The organism is Streptomyces sp. PsTaAH-124, assembly GCF_000373685.1.
Lineage (GTDB): Bacteria > Actinomycetota > Actinomycetes > Streptomycetales > Streptomycetaceae > Streptomyces > Streptomyces andamanensis.
The window spans coordinates 1-14,100 of record NZ_KB892207.1; the positions used below are offsets into that span (position 1 = coordinate 1).

Here is a 14,100-nt window from a genome sequence, read left to right on the forward strand (position 1 = left end):
GGGCGGGGCTGGCCCTTGACAACGCCCGGCTGTACGCGCTCCAGCAGTACACCGCCGAGCAGCTCCAGCTCTCGCTGCTGCCCGACCTGACCGGTCTGGCCCGCCTCCAGCTCGCCGCCCGCTACGTGGCCGCCCGCGAACGCGCCGAGGTCGGCGGGGACTGGTACGACGCCTTCCCGCTCCCCGACGGCTCGGCGGTGCTCGCCATCGGCGACGTCGTCGGCCACGACCTGGCCGCCGCCGTCCGCATGGGCCAGCTGCGCAACATGCTCCGCGCCCTCGCCTACGACAGCGGCGACGACCCCGCCGGAGTGATGAGCCGCCTCGACCGCGTCATGCAGGGCCTGACCGGCATCGAACTCGTCACCGCCGTCATCGCCCGCCTCGAAACCCCCACCACCGACACCACCCCCACCACGCCCTGGCGACTCCACTGGACCAACGCCGGTCATCCGCCGCCGCTGCTGGCCCGGCCCGACGGGCGTACCGTCCTGCTGGAGGAGGCGAGCGCCCCGGTCCTCGGCGTGGACCCGGCCCTCGTCCGCACCACCGCGACCTGTGAACTGCCTTCCGGATCCACCGTGCTCCTCTACACGGACGGCCTGGTGGAACGGCCCGGCGAGGACATCGGACGCGGGCTGACCCGGCTGCGCCAGCACGCCACCGCGCTGGCCCGCGAGCCCCTGCCGGTCTTCCTCGACGAACTGCTCACCCGGATGAGCGACCGGCAGCAGGACGACGTGGCGGCGCTGGCGCTGCGGGTGCCCTGAGCGGCGGCCCCGGCCCGCCCACCGGCAACGCACCGCGCCGGGGCACCCGTTTGCCCCATGCGCTGCCCCATTCACCTGTGCGGTCGCCACACGTGACCTTCGCTCGCGCAAGGCCGATACTGCCGGTAGGAGTGCTTCGGCCCACCACGCCCGCCAGATCACCGGGAGATGCTCATGAGGATGTTGATCAACGTAGCCGAAACCGTCGTCGCGGACGCGCTGCGCGGTATGGCGGCCGCCCATCCCGAGCTGACGGTCGATGTGGACAACCGGGTGATCGTACGGCGGGACGCCCCCGTGGCCGGGAAGGTCGCGCTGGTGTCCGGCGGCGGATCGGGGCACGAGCCGCTGCACGGCGGGTTCGTGGGTCCCGGCATGCTGTCAGCGGCCTGTCCCGGAGAGGTGTTCACCTCGCCGGTGCCCGACCAGATGGTACGGGCGGCGGCCGCCGTGGACAGCGGCGCCGGTGTGCTGTTCGTCGTGAAGAACTACACCGGCGACGTGCTCAACTTCGACATGGCCGCCGAACTCGCCGAGGACGAGGGCATCCGGATCGCGAAGGTGCTGGTCGATGACGATGTGGCGGTGACCGACAGCCTCTTCACCGCGGGCCGGCGCGGCACCGGCGCCACCCTGTTCGTGGAGAAGATCGCGGGCGCGGCGGCCGACGAGGGCCAGCCGCTGGAGCGGGTCGAGGCCGTCGCCCGGCAGGTGGACGACAGCTCCCGCAGCTTCGGTGTCGCGCTGAGCGCCGTCACCACCCCGGCCAAGGGCAGCCCCACCTTCGACCTGCCCGACGGGGAGCTGGAGCTGGGCATCGGCATCCACGGCGAGCCGGGGCGGGAGCGGCGGCCGATGATGACCTCCGGCGAGATCGCGGACTTCGCGGTGAACGCGATCCTGGAGGACATGAACCCGCGCAATCCCGTGCTGCTGCTGGTCAACGGGATGGGCGCGACCCCGCTGCTGGAGCTGTACGGGTTCAACGCCGAGGTGCACCGGGTGCTCGCCGAGCGCGGGGTGGCCGTCGCCCGCACACTGGTCGGCAACTATGTCACCTCCCTCGACATGGCGGGCGCCTCGGTCACCCTGTGCCAGATCGACGAGGAACTGCTGCGGTTGTGGGACGCTCCCGTGAACACGCCGGGCCTGCGCTGGGGCCTGTGACCCGCGCCGGCACGTCGACCGTATCCGCCACGCGTATCCACCACGCAAGGGAGTACCAGTGCTCGACGCCGATTTCTTCCGCCGCTGGATGACGGCGACCGCCGTGTCCGTCGACCGTGAGGCCCAGCGGCTCACCGACCTCGACTCGGCCATCGGGGACGCCGACCACGGCAGCAACCTCCAGCGCGGGTTCACTGCCGTCCGCCAGGAGCTGGAGCAGGAGAGGCCCGGCACTCCGGGCGAGGTGCTGGCCCTCGCCGGGAAGCAGCTCATCTCGAAGGTCGGCGGCGCGTCGGGGCCGCTGTACGGGACCCTGCTGCGCCGTACCGGCAAGGCGCTGGGCGACGCCCCCGAGGTGACGGTGGCCCAGCTCGCCGAGGCGCTGCGGTCCGGGGTCGACGGGGTGATGAAGCTGGGCGGCGCGGCGCCGGGCGACAAGACGATGATCGACGCGCTGGTACCGGCCGTGGACGCGCTCGCCGACGGGTTCGCGGCGGCGAGCGCCGCCGCCGAGCAGGGCGCCCGGGACACCATCCCGCTCCAGGCCCGCAAGGGCCGGGCCAGCTATCTCGGGGAACGCAGCATCGGGCACCAGGATCCCGGTGCCACCTCGTCGGCGTTGCTGATCGCCGCCCTCGCCGAGGCGGCCGAAGGGGCGGAGGGCTGACGTGAGCGACGACAAGCCGGTGGGGATCGTACTGGTGTCGCACAGCGCCGAGGTCGCCGCCTCGGTGGCGGAGCTGGCGCGGGGGCTCGCGGGCGGGGCGGACAACGTCCCGGTGGCTCCCGCGGGCGGCCGGGAGGGCGGTGGCCTCGGCACCAGCGCCGAACTGGTCGCCGCGGCGGCGGCGTCCGTGGACCGGGGGGCGGGGGTCGCCGTCCTGACCGACCTCGGCAGCGCCGTCCTCACCGTCAAGGCGCTGCTGGCCGAGGGCGACGAGCTGCCGGAGGACACCCGGCTGGTGGACGCCCCCTTCGTGGAGGGCGCGGTGGCCGCCGTCGTCACCGCGGCCACCGGAGCCGACCTGGACGCGGTGGAGGCGGCGGCGGCGGACGCGTACGCCTACCGGAAGGTGTGAGGCCGGGGGCGGGACGGGACCGCGGCGGGCGGGGGCTCCCCGTCCCGGATCCGTCGTGCCCGTGCGGGCGGTCCGGCCTGCCCGGGGATCATCTGACCCGCGCGCTCGCGCCCACCAGCCGCCGGACCAGGCGCTCGCCCTGCCGCACGGCCTCCGCGTGGTCCTCGATGCGGTCGACCCGGGAGTTCTCGAAGACGATGTACGTCACTCCCGAGCGCACCCCGCCGCCGCGCGGGTCCGCGGGGATGCCGAGCCGTCGCGCGGCGGCGTAGGACGCCTCGCCGATGACGTCCCGGGGGCCGGTGTCGCCGACGACCGCGTACCGCACCCGGCCCCGGTAGACGACCGCGGCGACCGATCCGCCGCGCAGTCCGTGGTCGCGGTGGTCCCAGACGCGGCTGGGGGCGGGCAGGACGATGTAGGGCAGGTGTTCGGCGTCGAGGCGCCGGCCATCGGACTGGGCGTAGGCGGCGGCCGGGGAGAACTGCGGGTCGGTGCGCCGGTTGCAGCGGCGGGTGGGCCGTCCGTCGCAGTCGATGTCCAGGTCCGCCTTCCAGTACACCGCGCCGGGCAGTGCGCAGACCGGGATCGTGGCGCGCACGCCCGCGTCGGAGCGGTAGCGGCCGTGGGAGATCTGCGCGCAGTGGCGCGTACGGGCCAGCAGCCCGGCGGCGGTGCCGCTCTCGCCGTGGGCCGCGGGTTCCGGGTGCGGCCGGTGGGACACGGGAACGACGGGCAGTGTCGTCGGAGCCAGCAGGGCGGCGCTCGCCGCGACGAGGGTCAGCGACTGGACACGCACGATGAGGAACCCTCTCCTCGGGGACATTGACAGACATTCATCTCATCAGTGATGAATTCGATCGTGCGGCACACGTTAGGGGACCGGACGGCCCACGGCCCGTAACACCTGCCGGGCGGCCGGGGGCCGGGCCGCGGGGCCTCGGATCCCCCGGCCGCCCGCACCGGCGCGGGAACAGCGACGACAGCGGTCCGCGCCGCGGCACGAACTCCCCTGGATCGACCGGGCAGTTCGGCTGGGGTGTCCCTCAGCATACGCAATCGCGCAGGGAGCAGGACCGGCCCGGCCCTCTTGATGCGGCCCCGTCAACACGGCATATTGGTCCGGACCATTGTTCACAGCGGTGTCCGGGCCCTCCGCGCCGCAGTTGACGGGGAGGCACACCTCGTGCGACGCGTTCGGCAGCCCGATTCCCGCCGGTCCCGCCTCCCCGGGCGTGTCGCCGCGGTGTGCGCGGCGCTCGCGCTCCTCGCGGCCTGCGGGCGGGGCGCCGCGGACGACGGGGAGGGCGGCGGCCCCGGGGCACCGGCCGGTGTCACCGCGGCGGCCGGCAGCGCCACCAGTGTGCACGTCATGTGGAACGCGGTGACCTCCGGCACCGGCGTCAAGGCGTACCAGGTGTTCCGCGGCACCGAGAAGGTGAAGGACGTGCCCGCCTCGGAGCACATGGTGGACGTCACCCGGCTCAGCCCGTCGACCACGTATGTGTTCACCGTGCGGGCCCTGGACACCGCCGGGCGGCTCGGACCGCGCAGCCGGGAGGTGCGGGCGACGACACCCGCGGCCGTCGCGGCGGACCGCTCCGCTCCGACCCGGCCGCTCGACCCGCGCGGCCGGGTGGTCGGCAGCCGGGCCGTCCAGCTCTCCTGGTCGGCCGCCCGGGACGACCGGCGGGTGGTCTCCTACGACGTCTACCAGGGCGGCACGAAGATCCACAGCGTGGGCGGCGGCCAGACGGCGACCGTGGTCACCGGGCTGCGGCCCGGCACCCGGTACTCCTTCACCGTGCGGGCCCGGGACGCCGCCGACAACCTCTCCCCCGCCAGCGCGTCCGTCGCCCTCACCACCCCGGGATCCGACGACGGACGGGGCACCGCGCCGACCTCTTTCCACGCCGCGACCCACCGCGCGGACGGCGCGTACTACCTCGACCTCGACTGGGTCGCGCCGCGCACCGACGGCGTGGTGACGGAGTACCAGATCCAGCTCGACGGGCAGCCGGCCACCTCCCTGGTGTGGGGCGGCGCTCCCCCGCGCGGGAAGGCCACCTACAGCTTCTACCTGGGCCGGGACGCGGGAGCGCACCACCGGGTGCGGCTGCGGGCGAAGCTCCCGGACGGCACCTGGGGCGGCTTCTCCGCCGAGCGGGCGGTGACCACGGGGACGGACGGCGGCTAGGACCTGTCACCCGAGCGGGTGCGCCGCGGGTGCGGGCGGCGCCGGGCGGGCGTTGGCTGCCCCTGAGGAGACGGCACGGGCGATCCCGCGTCTCCGGCGGCCCATGGGACGGCCCGCCGACCGTGCCGCCGGAGGACTGCCCCATGCGCCACACCCAGCCACTCGCGCACATCGCCCCGGCGGCGGCCGCCGCCGTGACGCTCGCCCTCGCCGCTCAGCCGGCCGCCGCGGGACCGGGCATCTCGGTGAGCACCAACGGCTCCACCGTGTCGGTCAGCACCAGCGCGTGCACCCTGGTCGAGGGCGGCTGGGGCACGGCGTCGCTGCTCGCCCCCGGGCAGACGAGCTTCGCCCAGGGCCGCCGGTCCGCCCTGGCCGGGACGACGGCGAGCCAGACGGCGGCCTGGCAGAGCGTACGGCCGGGCACGTACACCGTGATCGTGGTGTGCGCGAACAACATCACGGCCGGCACCCAGTCCGTCGTGGTCTCCGCCGCGTCCCGGCCGACGATCTCGGCCACCTCCGCACCGGCCGCCTCCGCCGCGCCCTCGCGCGGGGTGATGGGCGGGCTCGGCGGGGCCGTCCGGGACTACGGCACCCTCACGGTCGCGGTGGGCGGGACGCTGGTCGGGGCCGCCCTGATCGCCACCGGCTGGGTGCTGCGCCGCCGCCGCTCCGGTCCGTACCGGCTCTGACCGGCCGCGGCCGGGGGCAACCGCCCTCAGCCGCCGTCGGGCAGCTCGGCGAACTCCTCCAGGGCGTGCCCGAGCCACTGGGTCCAGAAGGTCTCCAGGTCGATCCCGGCGCGCAGCACCAGATGCCGCAGCCGGTCCTGGGAGCTGTCCCTGCCGGGCGGGAAGTCACGCTCCTCGATCTCCCGGTACTCCGCCAACTGCCGCTCGTGCAGCGCCAGATGGCGTCTGAGATCGTCCTCGACGCCCGCCGTGCCGACCACCGCGGCGGCGCGCAGCCGCAGCAGCAGGGCGTCCCGCTGCGGTCTGGGCTCCTGGGCCGCCGCCGTCCAGCGGGCCAGTTCGGCGCGGCCGGCCGGGAGCACCTCGTAGCTCTTCTTCTGCCCGCGGACCGGCTGGGCGGACGGCAGGGCGCGGATCAGGCCGTCCGCCTCCAGCTTTCCCAGTTCGCGGTAGATCTGCTGGTGCGTCGCCGACCAGAAGTAGCCGATCGACCGGTCGAAGCGGCGCGTCAGCTCCAGCCCCGACGACGGCTTCTCCAGCAGGGCGGTGAGGATGGCGTGCGGCAGTGACATGCGGTCATCCTAGGGACGCGGTACGGGCGTCCTACAGGGCCGCGGCCAGTTCGGTGCCCTGCTTGACGGCGCGCTTGGCGTCCAGTTCGGCGGCCACGTCGGCGCCGCCGATCAGGTGCGCGGCACGCCCGGCGGCGAGCAGTTCCTCGTACAGGTCGCGGCGCGGCTCCTGCCCGGTGCACAGCACGATCGTGTCGACCTCCAGGACACGGCTCGCGCCGTCGACGGTGAGATGCAGCCCGGCGTCGTCGATCCGGTCGTAGCGCACGCCCGGCACCATGGTGACGCCGCGGTGGCGCAGTTCGGTGCGGTGGATCCAGCCCGTGGTGCGCCCCAGGCCCGCGCCGACCTTGGTGGTCTTGCGCTGGAGCAGGTGGACGGTGCGCGGCGCCTTCGGCCGGGCGGGCGCGGTGAGGCCGCCGGGTGCGCGGTAGTCCGTGTCGACGCCCCAGGCACGGAAGTACGCCGCCGGGTCCTCGTGCGTCCGCTCGCCGCCGTCCGTCAGGAACTCGGCGACGTCGAAGCCGATGCCGCCGGCGCCGAGGACCGCCACCCGCTCGCCGACCGGGACGAGGCCCCGGAGCACGTCGAGGTAGCCGACCACACTGGGGTGGTCGATGCCGGGGATGTCGGGGGTGCGCGGGGTGACCCCGGTGGCCACGGCGATCTCGTCGTACCCGGCGAGGTCGGCCGCGCGCACCCGGGTGTCCAGCCGTACGTCGACGCCGAGCGCGGCGAGCCGGTGGCGGAAGTAGCGCAGGGTCTCGTCGAACTCCTGCTTGCCGGGGACCCTGCGGGCGACGTCGAGCTGGCCGCCGATCGCGCTCGCCGCGTCGAACAGGGTGACCCCGTGGCCGCGTTCGGCCGCCGCCACCGCGCAGGCCAGGCCCGCGGGTCCGGCGCCGACGACGGCGACGCGCTTGCGCAGCCGGGTCGGGGCGAGCACGAGTTCCGTCTCGTGGCAGGCGCGCGGGTTGACCAGGCAGGAGGTGATCTGCCCGCTGAAGGTGTGGTCGAGGCAGGCTTGATTGCAGCCGATGCAGGTGTTGATGGCCTCGGGCGTCCCGGCGGCGGCCTTGGCGACGAAGTCCGGGTCGGCGAGCATCGGGCGGGCCATGGACACCATGTCGGCCGTCCCCTCGGCGAGCAGCCGCTCGGCGAGTTCGGGGGTGCTGATGCGGTTGGTGGTGACGAGCGGGACGGAGACCGCGCCCATCAGCTTCTTCGTCACCCAGGTGTAGGCCCCGCGCGGCACGGAGGTGGCGATGGTGGGGATGCGGGCCTCGTGCCAGCCGATGCCGGTGTTGATGAGGGTGGCGCCGGCCGCCTCGACGGCCTTCGCCAGGGCGATCACCTCGTCCAGGGACGAGCCGTCCGGCACCAGGTCCAGCATGGACAGCCGGTAGACGACGATGAAGTCCTCGCCGACCGCCTCGCGCACCCGGCGGACGATCTCGACCGGGAAGCGCATGCGGTTCTCGTGGGTGCCGCCCCAGCGGTCGGTGCGGTGGTTGGTGCGGGCGGCGACGAACTCGTTGACGAGATAGCCCTCGGAGCCCATGATCTCCACGCCGTCGTACCCGGCCCGGCGGGCCAGGAGCGCGGTGCGGACGTAGTCGTCGACGGTCCGCTCGACGTCGGCGTCGCTCAGCTCGCGGGGCACGTACGGGCTGATGGGCGCCTGGAGGGGGCTGGGCGCGACCAGGTCGCGGTGGTAGGCGTACCGGCCGAAGTGCAGGATCTGGAGGGCGATCCGGCCGCCCTCGCGGTGCACGGCGGCGGTCACCTCGGTGTGCCGGTCGGCCTCCGCCTCGGTGGTGAGCGTGGCGCCGCCCTCGTAGGGCCGTCCCTCGTCGTTGGGCGCGATGCCGCCGGTGACGATGAGCCCGACCCCGCCGCGCGCGCGGGCGGCGTAGAACTCCGCCATCCGCGCGAAGCCGCCCTCGGCCTCCTCCAGGCCGATGTGCATGGACCCCATGAGGACGCGGTTGGGCAGAGTGGTGAAGCCCAGGTCCAGCGGGCTCAGCAGGTGCGGGTAACGGCTCATCGGGCCCTCCGTGCGTGGTGGCGTACCCGCTAGTTGTAGAGGACCCCGAGCGCTTTATGCAACTAGTTGCAAAAGGAAGCGGCGTACGGCACCCGCCGGGGCACCCTCACCCGGACGGGTGCAGGACCGTCGCCTTCTCCGCCTTGTTTCTGGTCTCTCTGGTCTCCCTGTCCTCGGACCGGGCGCCCTCAGCGGCTCTCCAGCCGCACGTGCAGCTCCCGCTCCTGGTCACCGGAGGCCGTGGCCAGGTCCTGGACCGTGAACAGGGAGTCCAGCGTCATACGGAAGTGGTCGATCGCCCGGTAGCCGCCCTGCGCGTCCGCCGTGACGGACGCATCGAGATGTGTGGGAGCGCACTCCGCCTTGGTGGTCCCGGCCACCTCGAAGGTGCCGAGCCACACCGTCGGGCGTACCTCGTGGAACTCACGGGGCACGTCGTCCGCGCACCGGTCGGACGTGTAGCAGGCGCACAGGGCGTCGAACACGGTCCGGGCGTCCTCCTTGCTGCACCCGCTCAGCTCCAGCGAGACGGATTCGGGGTGCTCTCGCTCGGTGTCCATCGTGATCGCTCCTCTCGTGGCCGCGCCGCTTCACGGCACCGGAGTTCCCCGCGAGCGGCGCTCCACCCGCCCTCCTTGCGGCGGATTCGGCGGGACGACCTGCCAGGTGTTGAGAGATGGTGGAGGGTAGCGACGGACCCTCTCGGACGGGAGCGGGAGCGCGGTACAACGGGGTGAGCCGGCACCGGGACGGCGGGCCGCGTGAACGGGCGAAGGCGGTGCGTGGGATGACGGGAGCCGGGGTCCCCCTGGCCGAGGGCGACGAGCCGGTCTCCGGCCCGGTGCAGCCGAGCGGGCTGCTGGACGTGCTGCGCGTGGCCTCGGTCGTGCTGGACGCCGAGGGGCGCATCGTGCTGTGGAGCCCGCAGGCCGAGGAGCTGTTCGGCTACTCCGCACAGGAGGCGCTGGGCCAGTACGCCGCCCGGATCATGGTCCACGAGGAGCACCTGGAGGTGGTCGTCAAGCTCTTCGCCGACGTGCTGCGCACCGGCCGGAGCTGGGCGGGTGCCTTCCCCGTCCGGCACAAGGACGGCAGCACCCGTCTGGTGGAGTTCCGCAACATGCGTCTGCTGGACGACCGGGGGGACGTCTACGCGCTGGGGCTCGCGGCCGACCAGTCGACCGTACGGCGCCTGGAGCGGGACGTGGCGCTGTCGGCGCGGATCGTCTCCCAGTCCCCGATCGGCCTGGCGGTCCTGGACACCCGGCTGCGCTATGTGTCGGTCAACCCGGCCCTGGAGCAGATCGACGGCGTCAGCGCCGAGGAGCACATCGGCCGGCGGGTCCCCGAGGTCCTGGCGGAGGTGGACGCCGAGGCGGTCGAGTCGGCGGCGCGGCAGGTGCTGGAGACGGGGCAGTCCCTCGTCGACGTCTTCGCGGTCGGCCGGACACCGGCGGACCCGGACACCGACCACGCCTGGTCGGTGTCGATGTACCGGCTGGAGGACGCGGTGGGCACCGTGCTGGGCGTGGCGGTGTCCGTGGTGGACGTCACCGAGCAGCACCGGGCCGGCATCGAGGCGGAGGCGGCCCGGCGGCGCCTCGCCCTGATCGCCGACGCCTCGGCCCGGATCGGCACCACCCTGGACCTGGACCGCACGGCACGGGAGCTGGCCGACGTCGCCGTACCGGCACTGGCGGACGTCGCCGCCGTCGACCTGCTGGAAGCGGTCGTCGCGGGCCGGCACAGCAAGCTGGGGCCCGCCGAGGCCGCGGTGATCCGCGCCCTGGCGGTGCGGGCCGATCACGCAGCGGACGCCCTGGAGGCCGCCGACCCGCCCGGCCAGATCGCCCGCTACGGCCCCGACCGCCTGGTCACCCGGTGCGTGCGCACCGGAGAGCCGGTGCTGGTGGCCGAGGTCAAGGACGAGGACCTGGCGTACATCGCCCGCTCCCCCGAGGCCGCCGTGCTGCTGAGCCGGGCCGGTGTGCACTCCTACCTGGCCGTGCCGCTGATCGCGCGCGGTGAGGTGCTGGGCGCCCTGGACCTCAAACGCACCCGCGATCCGCACCCCTTCAGCGCGGACGACGTCCTGCTGGCCCGGGAACTGGCCGCGCGTGCGGCCGTGCAGATCGACAACGCGCGCTGGTACCAGAACGCCCGCGACACCGCCCTGACTCTCCAGCGCAGCCTGCTGCCCCACCACCCGTCCGTCACCGGCGGCCTGGAGGTCGCCTCCCGCTACCAGCCGGCCGGGGCCACCACCGAGGTCGGCGGCGACTGGTTCGACGTGATCCCCCTGGAGGACGACAAGACGGCCCTGGTCGTCGGTGACGTCATGGGCAGCGGCATCGGCGCGGCGGCGACGATGGGGCGGCTGCGCACCGCCACCAAGGCCCTGGCCTCCCTCGACCTCGATCCGGCGCGCCTGCTGGAGCACCTGGACCGCATCACCGACGGCCTGGACCACTCCATCGCCACCTGTCTGTACGCCGTCCACGACCCCCGGCTGCGCCAGTGCCGGATCGCCAACGCCGGACACCTGCCGCCCGCCCGCATCCGGCCGGGCCGCGCACCGGAACTGCTGGAGCTGCCCACCGGGGTACCGCTCGGTGTCGGGGACATCGCCTTCTCCACCACCACCGTCGGCCTCGAACCCGGCGATCTCCTGGTCCTCTACACCGACGGGCTGGTCGAGACCCGCCGCCACCCCCTGGACGAGCGGCTGGACCTCCTCCTGTCCCTCCTCGACGACACCCCGCGCCCCCTGGAGGAACTGTGCGACCTCCTCCTGCGCGAACTCCGCCAGCCGGACAACCACGACGACGTGGCCCTGCTCGTCGCCCGCGCCCAGACGCCGGGGCAGGCTTGACCTGGACCCCGGATCCGGCTTCCGCGCACCGCCGGGCGCCGGGCGCCGGGTTCAGCGCTGCCGCGTGCCCACCACCACGTGGGCGTACAACTCCTCGGACGTGGCCAGGCGCGGGGTGAGGCCGGCGGTGGTGAACGCGGCCAGGGCGGCGGGGACCTGGCGTTCGCTCGTCTCGACCAGGAGGCAGCCGCCGGGGGCCAGCCAGTCCGGGGCCCCGGCGGCGACCCGGCGCAGGACGTCGAGGCCGTCGGCGCCGCCGTCGAGCGCGGCCGGGGGTTCGTGGTCACGGGCCTCGGACGGGAGCAGGGGCACCTCGCCGGTGGGGACGTAGGGCACATTGGCGGCGAGGACGTCCACACGTCCGCGCAGGTCAGCGGGGAGTGCCGCGTACAGGTCGCCGTGGTGCACCCGGCCGCCCGCCGGGCCGACGTTGCGGCGGGCGCAGCGCACCGCCGCGGGGTCGATGTCGGCGGCGTGCAGTTCGACGGGGCCGAGCAGACCGGCCAGCGCGGTGCCCACCGCGCCCGAGCCGCAGCACAGGTCCACCACGACGGACGCGTCCGGCACCTGGGCCACGGCCTCGTCGACCAGGAACTCGGTACGGCGGCGGGGCACGAAGACCCCGGGTTCCACGGCGACACGCAGACCGTGGAAGAGCGCCCAGCCCAGGACGTGTTCGAGCGGCAGTCCGGCGGCGCGCCGTTCGACGAGCGCGGCGGTCTCGCCCGGGGTGCGGGCGGCGGTGAGGATCAACTCCGCCTCGTCCTCGGCGAACACACAGCCGGCCGCGCGCAACGCGGCGACCACCGCGGCGCGTCGATGCGGCGGCGCGGGCAACGGGTCGGACGGAAGGGGAAGTTCAGGCATGGAGAGCCGAGACCTTTCGGGAGCCGAAGGGTGCTCCCGCGGTCACCTACCGGCGGTGATCCGCGCCCCGGTGGGAGGAGAGCACCCGACCTGACAGAGCGGTAATGGGTCTCACCTCCTCGGTCTCCCACGGCCGGGAACGTCCACGGCCGCAGTCACCCTACCCCACGCCTCAGACGGCGACCGTCTCCTCGGCCTCTTCCTCCGCCTCGTCCTCGGCCTCCGCCTCGACGGCGTCCGCGGCGGTCTCCCGGCCCGTGGGTGCGGCGGCCGCGGCGGCGCCGTGGGGGCCGCCGGCCGCGTGGGCGCCCCGGGAGCCGGGCGCGGTCAGCCGCTCGTACGCCGCGGCGAGCGCGGTGACCGCCAGGCCGAGCAGCAGCCAGCCCGCCAGTGTCCACAGATGGCGGCCGAGGCCGTCGCCGCCGAAGTAGAGCAGGCCGCGGGCGCCCTCCACGAATCCGGCGCCGTTCCAGAAGGCGTGCAGCGTACCGAAGAAGCCGTTCTGCAACTCGGGCCGGAACAGGCCGCCGGAGCTGGTGAAGTTGAGCATCACGAACAGCACCATCATGGTGAGCGTGGTCCAGCGCTTGAGGAACGTGTGCAGGCCGACGCCGATGAAGAGGATGCCCGCGGAGTAGAGCCAGGCCATGCCCCAGACCCCGGCGAGGCCGTGCGGCACGAGGTGGAAGACGGGGCCCGCCAGCAGGGCGCCGAGACCGGCGACCACCGCGGACACCGCGACGGTGAGCAGGGCGCGGACCCGCATCGGGAGGGCGGCGCCCGCGGCGCCGAGGGCGGCGACGGAGGCGTACGAGCCGATGCTCAGCGCGACCAGCAGGAAGAACAGGCCCTGGCCCGTGGGATCGTGCGGGGCGGGCGGCACCACGTCGGTCACCTTCAGCGGCAGTCCCTGCCGTGCGGCGACGGGAGTGAAGACCTTCTCCACGGCGGTGGCGCTCATGTCGGACCCGGCGCTCGCCACGATCAGCTCCGGGGCACCGGCGCCGCTGGTGCCGGTGCCGGGCACATAGGCGCCGTCGACGTCGCGTGACGTGAGCAGGGCGACGGCCTGTTCGCGGCTGCCGACCGTGCGGACGTCGAGCCGGTCGCCCGCCGCGTCCTTGACCGTCTGGGCGAACACCTTGGCCTGCGCGCCGGTGCCGACGACCGCGACGGGCAGGTGGTGGGGCTCCGGGGTCACGAAGGCGCCCAGGTAGGCGAGCCCCATGCCCAGGCACATCAGCAGCGGGGTGACCAGGTGGATGAGCACATGGCGCAGCGCGGGCGACCTCATCGCTCCCGTCCTCCCATGGTTGGCAATGACAACTCTTATTTCAGTTGTACTATACAACCAGAGTCGGACGGGGAGGAATTCCGTGACAGCAGCACAGGAGCCGGAGTGCGCGGTGGAGACCATCCAGCGCGAGATGACCGTGTTCGCCCGGCGGGCCAGGGCGTCGGCGGGCCGTATGCACCCGGAGCTGTCCCTGGTGTCGTACACGCTGCTCGGGCATCTGGAGGAGCGCGGCGGCTGCCGCGCCACGGATCTGGCCGCCCACTACGCCCTGGACAAGTCCACCGTCAGCCGCCAGGTCGCCGCGCTGGAACGCACCGGGCTGATCGAACGGCTCCTGGACCCCGAGGACCACCGGGTCCAGGTGCTTCAGCTCACGGACGCCGGACGGCAGCTCCTCCTCCAGGTGACCGACAGCCGCCGGGCGGCGTTCAAGGAGCGGCTGGCCGACTGGCCGGAGGAGGATCTGCGGCGGTTCGCGGACTATCTCACCCGCTACAACGACTGGACCCCGCCCGCCGCCGACTGAACCGGCGGCGG

At 74.1% G+C, this 14,100-nt stretch carries 14 protein-coding genes; 8 read left to right on the plus strand and 6 right to left on the minus strand.

Annotated elements, in window-relative coordinates:
• The 4 genes from B086_RS0133655 to B086_RS0133670 form a co-directional block, all read left to right on the plus strand.
• Nucleotides 1–770, plus strand: a 770-nt coding sequence (locus B086_RS0133655) for a PP2C family protein-serine/threonine phosphatase (protein WP_018570838.1), incomplete at its 5' end; no start/stop codon positions are given.
• A gap of 174 nt (nt 771–944) precedes the next feature.
• Nucleotides 945–1,937 (plus strand): dihydroxyacetone kinase subunit DhaK, encoded by a 993-nt coding sequence (dhaK, locus tag B086_RS0133660; RefSeq protein ID WP_018570839.1) that lies wholly within the window; start codon nt 945–947, stop codon nt 1,935–1,937.
• Nucleotides 1,938–1,995: 58 nt separating this feature from the next.
• Nucleotides 1,996–2,604, plus strand: a complete 609-nt coding sequence (gene dhaL / locus B086_RS0133665) for a dihydroxyacetone kinase subunit DhaL (protein ID WP_018570840.1) — start codon at nt 1,996–1,998, stop codon at nt 2,602–2,604.
• Nucleotide 2,605: 1 nt separating this feature from the next.
• The gene (locus tag B086_RS0133670) at nt 2,606–3,016 is read left to right on the plus strand and encodes a PTS-dependent dihydroxyacetone kinase phosphotransferase subunit DhaM (RefSeq protein ID WP_018570841.1); all 411 of its coding nucleotides are present in this window, start codon (nt 2,606–2,608) and stop codon (nt 3,014–3,016) included.
• A gap of 88 nt (nt 3,017–3,104) precedes the next feature.
• On the opposite strand, the gene B086_RS0133675 is transcribed toward B086_RS0133670, so the two are convergent.
• Nucleotides 3,105–3,815: a glycoside hydrolase family 75 protein gene (locus B086_RS0133675; RefSeq protein WP_018570842.1), complete on the minus strand. Its 711-nt coding sequence runs from the start codon at nt 3,813–3,815 to the stop codon at nt 3,105–3,107.
• Nucleotides 3,816–4,262: 447 nt separating this feature from the next.
• On the opposite strand from B086_RS0133675, the gene B086_RS0133680 reads away from it, so the two are divergent.
• Complete coding sequence (locus tag B086_RS0133680; RefSeq protein ID WP_018570843.1) at nt 4,263–5,213, plus strand: fibronectin type III domain-containing protein; 951 nt, start codon at nt 4,263–4,265, stop codon at nt 5,211–5,213.
• Between the two features lie 143 nt (nt 5,214–5,356).
• The gene (locus B086_RS0133685) at nt 5,357–5,908 is read left to right on the plus strand and encodes a hypothetical protein (protein ID WP_018570844.1); all 552 of its coding nucleotides are present in this window, start codon (nt 5,357–5,359) and stop codon (nt 5,906–5,908) included.
• A gap of 26 nt (nt 5,909–5,934) precedes the next feature.
• On the opposite strand, the gene B086_RS0133690 is transcribed toward B086_RS0133685, so the two are convergent.
• The 3 genes from B086_RS0133690 to B086_RS0133700 all read right to left on the minus strand — a co-directional run bounded on the left by B086_RS0133690 (nt 5,935) and on the right by B086_RS0133700 (nt 9,087).
• Complete coding sequence (locus B086_RS0133690; protein WP_018570845.1) at nt 5,935–6,480, minus strand: PadR family transcriptional regulator; 546 nt, start codon at nt 6,478–6,480, stop codon at nt 5,935–5,937.
• Between the two features lie 31 nt (nt 6,481–6,511).
• Nucleotides 6,512–8,527, minus strand: a complete 2,016-nt coding sequence (locus B086_RS0133695) for an NADPH-dependent 2,4-dienoyl-CoA reductase (RefSeq protein ID WP_018570846.1) — start codon at nt 8,525–8,527, stop codon at nt 6,512–6,514.
• Nucleotides 8,528–8,715: 188 nt separating this feature from the next.
• A complete protein-coding gene (locus tag B086_RS0133700; protein WP_018570847.1) occupies nt 8,716–9,087 on the minus strand; it encodes a hypothetical protein in 372 nt (123 codons plus the stop codon).
• Between the two features lie 227 nt (nt 9,088–9,314).
• On the opposite strand from B086_RS0133700, the gene B086_RS0133705 reads away from it, so the two are divergent.
• Nucleotides 9,315–11,399: a SpoIIE family protein phosphatase gene (locus B086_RS0133705; RefSeq protein WP_018570848.1), complete on the plus strand. Its 2,085-nt coding sequence runs from the start codon at nt 9,315–9,317 to the stop codon at nt 11,397–11,399.
• Nucleotides 11,400–11,450: 51 nt separating this feature from the next.
• Here the strand turns inward: B086_RS0133705 and B086_RS0133710 are convergent, their stop codons facing one another.
• Both B086_RS0133710 and B086_RS0133715 read right to left on the minus strand, forming a co-directional pair.
• On the minus strand, nt 11,451–12,266 hold the full coding sequence (locus B086_RS0133710; protein ID WP_086024360.1) for a putative protein N(5)-glutamine methyltransferase: 816 nt from the start codon (nt 12,264–12,266) through the stop codon (nt 11,451–11,453).
• 172 nt (nt 12,267–12,438) lie between these two features.
• A complete protein-coding gene (locus tag B086_RS0133715; protein WP_018570850.1) occupies nt 12,439–13,560 on the minus strand; it encodes a hypothetical protein in 1,122 nt (373 codons plus the stop codon).
• Nucleotides 13,561–13,693: 133 nt separating this feature from the next.
• On the opposite strand from B086_RS0133715, the gene B086_RS0133720 reads away from it, so the two are divergent.
• Nucleotides 13,694–14,089, plus strand: a complete 396-nt coding sequence (locus B086_RS0133720) for a MarR family winged helix-turn-helix transcriptional regulator (RefSeq protein ID WP_051115974.1) — start codon at nt 13,694–13,696, stop codon at nt 14,087–14,089.
• Nucleotides 14,090–14,100: the final 11 nt, after the last annotated feature.